General features: G+C 53.6%; 12 protein-coding genes and 3 pseudogenes. 5 read left to right on the forward strand and 10 right to left on the reverse strand.

What is annotated here, in order from left to right:
* The 7 genes from PSF67_RS15125 to PSF67_RS15155 form a co-directional block, all read right to left on the reverse strand.
* Positions 1-602 (reverse strand): EAL domain-containing protein (locus tag PSF67_RS15125; RefSeq protein ID WP_162622977.1); only part of this gene is annotated, 602 nt, incomplete at its 3' end.
* Between the two features lie 35 nt (positions 603-637).
* Positions 638-874 carry a broad-spectrum mercury transporter MerE gene (gene merE, locus PSF67_RS15130; RefSeq protein WP_000993386.1) on the reverse strand — a complete coding sequence of 79 codons (237 nt, stop codon included), beginning with the start codon at positions 872-874 and terminating at the stop codon, positions 638-640.
* Entirely contained in the window at positions 871-1,233 is a 363-nt protein-coding gene (merD, locus tag PSF67_RS15135) for a mercury resistance co-regulator MerD (protein WP_001277456.1), read from the reverse strand. Before merD ends, merE begins: the two co-directional genes overlap by 4 nt.
* Before the next feature lie 17 nt (positions 1,234-1,250).
* Positions 1,251-2,945, reverse strand: a complete 1,695-nt coding sequence (merA, locus tag PSF67_RS15140; protein ID WP_000105636.1) for a mercury(II) reductase — start codon at positions 2,943-2,945, stop codon at positions 1,251-1,253.
* Positions 2,946-2,996: 51 nt separating this feature from the next.
* Positions 2,997-3,419: an organomercurial transporter MerC gene (gene merC, locus PSF67_RS15145; protein ID WP_001340589.1), complete on the reverse strand. Its 423-nt coding sequence runs from the start codon at positions 3,417-3,419 to the stop codon at positions 2,997-2,999.
* A gap of 35 nt (positions 3,420-3,454) precedes the next feature.
* On the reverse strand, positions 3,455-3,730 hold the full coding sequence (gene merP / locus PSF67_RS15150) for a mercury resistance system periplasmic binding protein MerP (protein ID WP_000732292.1): 276 nt from the start codon (positions 3,728-3,730) through the stop codon (positions 3,455-3,457).
* Between the two features lie 13 nt (positions 3,731-3,743).
* Positions 3,744-4,094 (reverse strand): mercuric transport protein MerT, encoded by a 351-nt coding sequence (locus PSF67_RS15155; RefSeq protein WP_001294663.1) that lies wholly within the window; start codon positions 4,092-4,094, stop codon positions 3,744-3,746.
* Between the two features lie 71 nt (positions 4,095-4,165).
* On the opposite strand from PSF67_RS15155, the gene merR reads away from it, so the two are divergent.
* On the forward strand, positions 4,166-4,600 hold the full coding sequence (gene merR / locus PSF67_RS15160) for an Hg(II)-responsive transcriptional regulator (protein ID WP_000429836.1): 435 nt from the start codon (positions 4,166-4,168) through the stop codon (positions 4,598-4,600).
* Positions 4,601-4,706: 106 nt separating this feature from the next.
* Here the strand turns inward: merR and PSF67_RS15165 are convergent.
* A protein-coding gene (locus PSF67_RS15165; protein ID WP_095033700.1) for an IS1-like element IS1B family transposase occupies positions 4,707-5,404 on the reverse strand; the annotation gives its coding sequence in 2 pieces (ribosomal slippage) (positions 4,707-5,155 and positions 5,155-5,404; 699 coding nt in all).
* Positions 5,405-5,509: 105 nt separating this feature from the next.
* Here PSF67_RS15165 and PSF67_RS15170 point away from each other — a divergent pair.
* Positions 5,510-5,764 carry a hypothetical protein gene (locus tag PSF67_RS15170; protein ID WP_432652929.1) on the forward strand — a complete coding sequence of 85 codons (255 nt, stop codon included), beginning with the start codon at positions 5,510-5,512 and terminating at the stop codon, positions 5,762-5,764.
* Between the two features lie 112 nt (positions 5,765-5,876).
* Here PSF67_RS15170 and tet(B) read toward each other — a convergent pair whose 3' ends face one another.
* Positions 5,877-7,082, reverse strand: a complete 1,206-nt coding sequence (tet(B), locus tag PSF67_RS15175; protein WP_001089072.1) for a tetracycline efflux MFS transporter Tet(B) — start codon at positions 7,080-7,082, stop codon at positions 5,877-5,879.
* Between the two features lie 99 nt (positions 7,083-7,181).
* Here tet(B) and gltS point away from each other — a divergent pair.
* A pseudogene (gene gltS, locus PSF67_RS15180) lies at positions 7,182-7,889 on the forward strand (sodium/glutamate symporter); the annotation flags it as partial.
* Between the two features lie 230 nt (positions 7,890-8,119).
* Positions 8,120-8,239 (forward strand): annotated as a pseudogene (locus tag PSF67_RS15185) (LysR family transcriptional regulator); the annotation flags it as partial.
* Between the two features lie 15 nt (positions 8,240-8,254).
* Here the strand turns inward: PSF67_RS15185 and PSF67_RS15190 are convergent.
* Positions 8,255-9,463, reverse strand: a complete 1,209-nt coding sequence (locus PSF67_RS15190; RefSeq protein WP_001352368.1) for an IS4-like element ISVsa5 family transposase — start codon at positions 9,461-9,463, stop codon at positions 8,255-8,257.
* A gap of 98 nt (positions 9,464-9,561) precedes the next feature.
* Here PSF67_RS15190 and PSF67_RS15195 point away from each other — a divergent pair.
* Positions 9,562-9,927 (forward strand): annotated as a pseudogene (locus tag PSF67_RS15195) (DDE-type integrase/transposase/recombinase); the annotation flags it as partial.
* Positions 9,928-9,981 lie beyond the last annotated feature (54 nt).

The raw sequence follows: 9,981 nt of genomic DNA on the forward strand, positions 1-9,981 counted from the left end.
TCCATGCCCAGCCCGTGCGCGAGCTGGATCACCGCCCGCACGATAGTTTGGTCACGGGCATCATCCGGGAGCCTGGCGACAAAGGATTGGTCGATTTTCAATGTGGTGATGGGGCAGCATTTCAGATGTTGCAGGCAGGAATAGCCGGTGCCGAAGTCGTCGGCGGCGAAGCGCACGCCGATGGCGCGCAAGGCGTCGAAACTGGCGAACAGGGCTGGATTGCCGAATGCGACCGATTCGGTCAGTTCGATCTCCAGAAGCTCGGCGGGCAGGGCCATATCGGCCAGCACCCGCTTTACCTCGTCGTCGAACGTTGGCCCAACCTGGCTGGCGGACACATTGATGGCAAGACGGAACGGTTGCCATGCCGGTCCTTGCCACTTGTGCATCTGGCGACAGGCCTCGCCCAGCACCCACGCGCCTATTTCCGGCATCAGGCCGAACGACTCGGCCAGCGGCAGGAACTGGCCGGGCGGCAACAGGCCAAGCCTCGGATGCCGCCAGCGCATCAACGCTTCCGCGCCAGCGATCCGGTGATCGCGCAGATCGACCAGCGGCTGGTAATGCAGGTCAAGCTGTCCGCGCGCCGCCGCCTGCGCCAACTCGGCCGCCGTCCATCCGGCGGGCTGCGAACTCGTCATGATCCGCCCCGGAAGGCGCGCAGCAGCCGCGTTACGGCCAGAACGAACAAGCCGGTCAGCGCGAGCGCGGCAACACCCCAATGCTCGCCAAGGAAGGCACCGGCGGTCGTCCCGGCCAGCACGGCGGCGAGAATCGGCAGATGGCAGGGGCAGGTCAACACGGCCAGCGCACCCCACAGGTAGCCGGAAACGGGTTGGCGCGTCTCGGGCGGCAGTTTGTCAGGGGCGTTCACGGCAATGCCTCCTCGTGCGCCCGCTCGGCTGGCATGGAGGCCAGTTGCGCGTCCAGATGGGCCAACGCCGCGCGCCGCCGCTCGACCAACTGGCGCAGCACGGCAAGCTGCGCTGCGGCTTGTGCGCCGTCCGCTGCGTCGAGCGCACGGCACAGCCGCGCCAGGGCATCCAGGCCGATACCCGCCTCGAAGGCCGCGCGCACGAAGCACAGCCGTTGCAAGGCCGCATCGTCGAACACGCCGTAGCCGCCCGTGGTGCAGGCCACCGGCCGTAACAAGCCGCGCACCAGGTAGTCGCGCACGATATGTACGCTCACCCCAGCGTTATGGGCCAGTTGCGATACCGTGTAGGCGCTCATCGCACACCTCCTTGTCCTCACCCGGCGCAGCAGGAAAGCTGCTTCACATCCTTGTTGAAGGTCTGCGCCGCGAGCTTCAACCCTTCGACCATCGTCAGGTAGGGGAACAACTGGTCGGCCAGTTCCTGCACCGTCATCCGGTTGCGAATCGCCAGTGCGGCCGTCTGGATCAGTTCGCCCGCTTCCGGGGCCACTGCCTGCACGCCGATCAGTCGTCCGCTGCCTTCTTCAACCACCAGTTTGATGAAGCCGCGCGTGTCGAAGTTGGCGAGCGCGCGCGGCACGTTGTCCAGCGTTAGCGTGCGACTATCAGTTTTGATGCCGTCATGGTGCGCTTCCGCCTCGCTGTAGCCTACGGTCGCCACTTGCGGGTCGGTGAACACCACGGCCGGCATCGCGGTCAGGTTCAGGGCCGCGTCACCGCCGGTCATGTTGATCGCGGCGCGAGTGCCGGCCGCTGCCGCCACATAGACGAACTGCGGCTGGTCGGTGCAGTCGCCTGCGGCGTAGATGTGTTCCACGCTTGTACGCATGCCGGGGTCGATGACGATAGCGCCTTGCGGGGTGAGCGTGACGCCCGTCGCATCCAGTGCCAGCTTGCGTGTGTTGGGCGCGCGGCCGGTGGCGACCAGCAGCTTGTCGGCGCGCAGTTCGCCGTGCGCCGTGGTGAGCACGAATTCGCCGTCCCCTTCACCATTGATATACGCGACCTGGCTGGCCTGGGTGTGTTCCCTCACCTCGATGCCCTCCATGCGGAATGCGGCCGTGACGGCTTCGCCTATAGCTGGGTCTTCGCGGAAGAACAGCGTGCTGCGAGCCAGGATCGTCACCTTCGCTCCGAGTCGGGCGAACGCCTGCGCCAGCTCCAGCGCCACCACTGATGAGCCAATCACGGCCAGGCGCTTAGGAATCGTCTCGCTGACCAGCGCTTCAGTGGAAGTCCAGTACGGAGTGTCTTTCAGGCCGGGAATCGGCGGCACGGCCGGGCTCGCGCCGGTGGCGATCAGGCAGCGGTCGAATGCCACCACGCGCTCGCCGCCGTCGTTGAGTTGCACGATCAGGTTGCGATTGTCCTTAAAGCGGGCGGAGCCGTGCAGCACAGTGATCGCCGGATTGCCCTCCAAGATGCCTTCGTACTTGGCGTGGCGCAGTTCATCGACGCGGGCCTGCTGCTGGGCCAGCAGCGCCGTGCGCTGGATGGTCGGCGTGGTAGCGGCGATGCCGCCATCGAACGGGCTTTCCCGGCGCAGATGGGCGATATGGGCGGCGCGGATCATGATCTTGGACGGCACACAACCGACATTGACGCAGGTGCCGCCGATGGTGCCGCGCTCGATCAGCGTGACACGTGCGCCTTGCTCGACGGCCTTCAGCGCCGCTGCCATCGCGGCCCCGCCGCTGCCGATGACGGCGATATGCAATGCGCCGCTGCTACCCGTCTTGTCGTTTCTGCCCAGCAGATCGCGCATCTTGTCGAGCAATCCGCCCGGCGTCGAAACTGAGGGGGCATCGGCCAGCGTGGCCCGATAACCGAGTCCAGCTACAGCGGCCGTCAGCGCGTCGGGTGACGTGCCGACCTCAATGGCGAGCTTGGCGCTGCCCTTGGCGTAGGAGACATCCGCTGATTGCACGCCGGGCACTTTCTCCAGGGCGTCCTTGACATGCACTGCGCACGAGTCGCAAGTCATGCCGGTGATTTTGAGAGTGCTCATACCATCGTTCCTTATTCGTGTGGGCCGCCGTGTCGCACGGTCAGCCGTCTTTCACAAGCGCTTGGCGGGGAGTTCGCAGCCGTCCGGTCCGCAACGGCGATGCGCCGGCGACACGAAGTCCCAGATCGACACCCCAATCATCAAGGCCAGGCCGACGTACATCAGGTTCGCCGTCCACCAGTTGCCGAGCAGCCAGACCGTGGCCGCAAACACGATGGCCGGGCCGATCATGCCGAGCAGACTGCGCAGCCATTGCCGATGACTGAACCAACCCAGCGCGTTCGCCAGGAAGGCCAGCGCGGCAAACAGCGGCAGCAGGCGGCTGATGAACAGTCCCTCGTACTGGCTCAAGAAGCCCAGCCCGATGGCCGCGCCGAAGCTGGCGAGGGCTGGAAAGCAGGCGGCGCAGCCCATCGCGGAAACGACGCTGCCGAGCGCGCCGGTTTTATCGGCAATGCGTGTCATCAGTCCCATGAAGCGGCTCTCGCTGTTGTCGTTGGCTTGCTGGCTCACTGCTTGACGCTGGACGGATAGCCGGCGTCTGCGGTGGCCTTGGTCAGCTTCTGTACGCTGGCCTTGGTGTCGTCAAAAGTGACGACGGCCTCGCGCTTCTCGAAGCCCACATCGACCTTGCTCACGCCTTCGACCTTGGAGAGCGCTTTCTTGACTGTGATCGGGCAGGCGGCGCAAGTCATGCCGGGAACCGCTAGCGTGACGGTCTGGGTAGCGGCCCACACCGGGGCAACAGCGGCGGCGAGGGCAAGGGAGGCAAACAGTTTCTTCATGATGAACTCCTGGTTAATAGAAAAATGGAACGACATAGGGAAATCCAAGCGCGACCAGGACCAGCACGGCCACGATCCAGAAAATCAGCTTGTAGGTGGCGCGCACCTGCGGAATCGCGCAGACCTCACCTGGCTTGCATGCCTGCACGGGCCGGTAAATCCGCTTCCAGGCGAAGAACAGCGCCACTAGCGCCGCGCCGATGAACAACGGTCGATAGGGTTCCAGCACCGTCAGGTTGCCGATCCAAGCACCGGAGAAGCCCAGGGCGACCAGTACTAGCGGCCCCAGGCAGCAGGTCGATGCAAGAATGGCGGCCAGCCCGCCGGCGAAGAGCGCACCGCGCCCGTTTTGTGGTTCAGACATACGTTGGCCCTTTTGAATTTGGATTGGATAGCGTAACCTTACTTCCGTACTCATGTACGGAGTCAAGCGATATGGAAAATAATTTGGAAAACCTGACCATTGGCGTTTTTGCCAAGGCGGCCGGGGTCAACGTGGAGACAATCCGCTTCTATCAGCGCAAGGGCCTGTTGCGGGAACCGGACAAGCCTTACGGCAGCATCCGCCGCTATGGGGAGGCGGACGTGGTTCGGGTGAAATTCGTGAAATCGGCACAGCGGCTGGGGTTCAGTCTGGACGAGATTGCCGAGCTGTTGCGGCTCGACGATGGCACCCACTGCGAGGAGGCCAGCAGCCTGGCCGAACACAAGCTCAAGGACGTGCGCGAGAAGATGGCCGACTTGGCGCGCATGGAAACCGTGCTGTCTGAACTCGTGTGCGCCTGCCATGCACGAAAGGGGAATGTTTCCTGCCCGTTGATCGCGTCACTACAGGGCGAAGCAGGCCTGGCAAGGTCAGCTATGCCTTAGCGTGCTTTATTTTCCGTTTTCTGAGGTGCCCCCTAATAGTGTTCTTCCATTTCGGTAAAAATCCCTACCATGGATTCCCACTCGTCCGGGGGGTAATGACTCCAACTTATTGATAGTGTTTTATGTTCAGATAATGCCCGATGACTTTGTCATGCAGCTCCACCGATTTTGAGAACGACAGCGACTTCCGTCCCAGCCGTGCCAGGTGCTGCCTCAGATTCAGGTTATGCCGCTCAATTCGCTGCGTATATCGCTTGCTGATTACGTGCAGCTTTCCCTTCAGGCGGGATTCATACAGCGGCCAGCCATCCGTCATCCATATCACCACGTCAAAGGGTGACAGCAGGCTCATAAGACGCCCCAGCGTCGCCATAGTGCGTTCACCGAATACGTGCGCAACAACCGTCTTCCGGAGCCTGTCATACGCGTAAAACAGCCAGCGCTGGCGCGATTTAGCCCCGACGTATCCCCACTGTTCGTCCATTTCCGCGCAGACGATGACGTCACTGCCCGGCTGTATGCGCGAGGTTACCGACTGCGGCCTGAGTTTTTTAAATGGCGGAAAATCGTGTTGAGGCCAACGCCCATAATGCGGGCGGTTGCCCGGCATCCAACGCCATTCATGGCCATATCAATGATTTTCTGGTGCGTACCGGGTTGAGAAGCGGTGTAAGTGAACTGCAGTTGCCATGTTTTACGGCAGTGAGAGCAGAGATAGCGCTGATGTCCGGCGGTGCTTTTGCCGTTACGCACCACCCCGTCAGTAGCTGAACAGGAGGGACAGCTGATAGAAACAGAAGCCACTGGAGCACCTCAAAAACACCATCATACACTAAATCAGTAAGTTGGCAGCATCACCTTGATTATATTATTGATAATAATAAAAACCTTATCCCTATCCAAGAAGTGATGCCTATCATTGGTTGGAATGAACTTGAAAAAATTAGCCTTGAATACATTACTGGTAAGGTAAACGCCATTGTCAGCAAATTGATCCAAGAGAAACAACTTAAAGCTTATGATGATGATGTGCTTAAAAACTTACTCAATGGCTGGTTTATGCATATCGCAATACATGCGAAAAACCTAAAAGAGCTTGCCGATAAAAAAGGCCAATTTATTGCTATTTACCGCGGCTTTTTATTGAGCTTGAAAGATAAATAAAATAGATAGGTTTTATTTGAAGCTAAATCTTCTTTATCGTAAAAAATGCCCTCTTGGGTTATCAAGAGGGTCATTATATTTCGCGGAATAACATCATTTGGTGACGAAATAACTAAGCACTTGTCTCCTGTTTACTCCCCTGAGCTTGAGGGGTTAACATGAAGGTCATCGATAGCAGGATAATAATACAGTAAAACGCTAAACCAATAATCCAAATCCAGCCATCCCAAATTGGTAGTGAATGATTATAAATAACAGCAAACAGTAATGGGCCAATAACACCGGTTGCATTGGTAAGGCTCACCAATAATCCCTGTAAAGCACCTTGCTGATGACTCTTTGTTTGGATAGACATCACTCCCTGTAATGCAGGTAAAGCGATCCCACCACCAGCCAATAAAATTAAAACAGGGAAAACTAACCAACCTTCAGATATAAACGCTAAAAAGGCAAATGCACTACTATCTGCAATAAATCCGAGCAGTACTGCCGTTTTTTCGCCCCATTTAGTGGCTATTCTTCCTGCCACAAAGGCTTGGAATACTGAGTGTAAAAGACCAAGACCCGCTAATGAAAAGCCAACCATCATGCTATTCCATCCAAAACGATTTTCGGTAAATAGCACCCACACCGTTGCGGGAATTTGGCCTATCAATTGCGCTGAAAAATAAATAATCAACAAAATGGGCATCGTTTTAAATAAAGTGATGTATACCGAATTCGATTGCGTCTCAACCCCTACTTCGGTATCTGTATTATCACGTGTATTTTTGGTTTCACGGAACCAAAACATAACCACAAGGAAAGTGACAATATTTAGCAACGCAGCGATAAAAAAGGGACTATGCGGTGAAATCTCTCCTGCAAAACCACCAATAATAGGCCCCGCTATTAAACCAAGCCCAAAACTTGCCCCTAACCAACCGAACCACTTCACGCGTTGAGAAGCTGAGGTGGTATCGGCAATGACCGATGCCGCGACAGCCCCAGTAGCTCCTGTGATCCCTGAAAGCAAACGGCCTAAATACAGCATCCAAAGCGCACTTGAAAAAGCCAGCAATAAGTAATCCAGCGATGCGCCTATTAATGACAACAACAGCACTGGGCGCCGACCAAATCGGTCAGACATTTTTCCAAGCCAAGGAGCAAAGATAACCTGCATTAACGCATAAAGTGCAAGCAATACGCCAAAGTGGTTAGCGATATCTTCCGAAGCAATAAATTCACGTAATAACGTTGGCAAGACTGGCATGATAAGGCCAATCCCCATGGCATCGAGTAACGTAATTACCAATGCGATCTTTGTCGAACTATTCATTTCACTTTTCTCTATCACTGATAGGGAGTGGTAAAATAACTCTATCAATGATAGAGTGTCAACAAAAATTAGGAATTAATGATGTCTAGATTAGATAAAAGATTAGTGTTGGGTGGTTTAGTTGGCGGCCCTGTTGCCCGTCATCTTTTGAAAAAGGTCTCTATTCCTAAAACAACCGAGCAAGAGCGCGACACTATCGTTGAAGCTTTTGAGCAACCAAGCGTCAAAAGAAAAATCAATGCAAATAACGTTATTGAAACCATTTCAATGCTGATTATCTGTATTGTTGTTGGTGGCTATATCAGTGCATTGTTTAAAGATACTTTTCTGCAACTGCCTACTTTTGTCTGGTGTTTATTTGTCGGTATTATTATCCGTAATACACTGACTCATGTATTTAAACACGAAGTGTTTGAGCCGACCGTCGATGTATTAGGTAGCGTTGCTTTATCGCTTTTCTTGGCAATGGCGTTAATGTCATTAAAATTTGGTCAATTGGCAAGCATGGCAGGGCCAGTATTAATTATCATTGCTGTACAAACTGTTGTCATGGTGCTATTTGCCTGCTTTGTCACCTTCAAAATGATGGGCAAAGATTATGATGCTGTCGTGATCAGCGCGGGTCACTGTGGCTTTGGTATGGGAGCAACACCAACAGCAATTGCGAATATGCAAACAGTCACAAAAGCATTTGGACCATCACATAAAGCTTTCCTTGTCGTTCCTATGGTCGGTGCCTTTATTGTTGATATTTCAAACAGTATCTTAATTAAAATATTTATTGAAATTGGTACATACTTTACCTAATAGCTACACACTACTCGGCGTACTTCTCCTAACAATTTATTATAGGGCAGTATGCCGAGCCGCTTTCTTACCCCGTATATTCCCCTAGTCAATCTATTTAGCTTGCACGTTTACGAATTAATTCTCGTGACAACTAAACCAAAATTTGAATTATGACGAGTATATCTGATTATTTATACTTTATTCGTTAGAATAGTCCGTAGAAATAAATAATCAGTAGGCTACATGGAATGAAATTAAGACATCTCGATATCTTTTATGCTGTAATGACTTGTGGTTCCTTAACGCGTGCGGCTGAAGTTTTACATATTTCTCAACCCGCGGCGAGTAAAGCACTCAAACATGCTGAGCACTGAGAGATCCCCTCATAATTTCCCCAAAACGTAACCATGTGTGAATAGATTTTGAGTAAGCAGGGTTGCAGCCACGAGTGAGTCTTCCCTTGTTATTGTGTAGCCAGAATGCCGCAAAACTTCCATGCCTAAGCGAACTGTTGAGAGTACGTTTCGATTTCTGACTGTGTTAGCCTGGAAGTGCTTGTCCCAACCTTGTTTCTGAGCATGAACGCCCGCAAGCCAACATGTTAGTTGAAGCATCAGGGCGATTAGCAGCATGATATCAAAACGCTCTGAGCTGCTCGTTCGGCTATGGCGTAGGCCTAGTCCGTAGGCAGGACTTTTCAAGTCTCGGAAGGTTTCTTCAATCTGCATTCGCTTCGAATAGATATTAACAAGTTGTTTGGGTGTTCGAATTTCAACAGGTAAGTTAGTTGCTAGAATCCATGGCTCCTTTGCCGACGCTGAGTAGATTTTAGGTGACGGGTGGTGACAATGAGTCCGTGTCGAGCGCTGATTTTTTCGGCCTTTAGAGCGAGATTTATACAATAGAATTTGGCATGAGATTGGATTGCTTTTAGTCAGCCTCTTATAGCCTAAAGTCTTTGAGTGACTAGATGACATATCATGTAAGTTGCTGATAGGTTTCCAGTTTTCCGCTCCTAGGTCTGCATATTGTACTTTTCCTCTTACTCGACTTAACCAGTACCAACCCAGCTTCTCAACGGATTTATACCATGGCACTTTAAAGCCAGCATCACTGACAATGAGCGGTGTGGTGTTACTCGGTAGAATGCTCGCAAGGTCGGCTAGAAATTGGTCATGAGCTTTCTTTGAACATTGCTCTGAAAGCGGGAACGCTTTCTCATAAAGAGTAACAGAACGACCGTGTAGTGCGACTGAAGCTCGCAATACCATAAGCCGTTTTTGCTCACGGATATCAGACCAGTCAACAAGTACAATGGGCATCGTATTGCCCGAACAGATAAAGCTAGCATGCCAACGGTATACAGCGAGTCGCTCTTTGTGGAGGTGACGATTACCTAACAATCGGTCGATTCGTTTGATGTTATGTTTTGTTCTCGCTTTGGTTGGCAGGTTACGGCCAAGTTCGGTAAGAGTGAGAGTTTTACAGTCAAGTAAGGCGTGGCAAGCCAACGTTAAGCTGTTGAGTCGTTTTAAGTGTAATTCGGGGCAGAATTGGTAAAGAGAGTCGTGTAAAATATCGAGTTCGCACATTTTGTTGTCTGATTATTGATTTTTGGCGAAACCATTTGATCATATGACAAGATGTGTATCTACCTTAACTTAATGATTTTGATAAAAATCATTAGGGGATTCATCAGGACAAAGCGCCGAGCTATGGTGCAGCGATCACCGAATTGAAGCGCGAAGGAAAGCTGGACCGGGAGACGGCCCACCGGCAGGTGAAGTATCTCAATAACGTGATCGAGGCCGATCACGGAAAGCTCAAGATACTGATCAAGCCGGTGCGCGGTTTCAAATCGATCCCCACGGCCTATGCCACGATCAAGGGATTCGAAGTCATGCGAGCCCTGCGCAAAGGACAGGCTCGCCCCTGGTGCCTGCAGCCCGGCATCAGGGGCGAGGTGCGCCTTGTGGAGAGAGCTTTTGGCATTGGGCCCTCGGCGCTGACGGAGGCCATGGGCATGCTCAACCACCATTTCGCAGCAGCCGCCTGATCGGCGCAGAGCGACAGCCTACCTCTGACTGCCGCCAATCTTTGCAACAGAGCC

It is taken from the genome of Providencia sp. PROV076 (genome assembly GCF_028483405.1).
In the GTDB taxonomy this organism is placed as follows: Bacteria; Pseudomonadota; Gammaproteobacteria; order Enterobacterales; family Enterobacteriaceae; genus Providencia; species Providencia huaxiensis.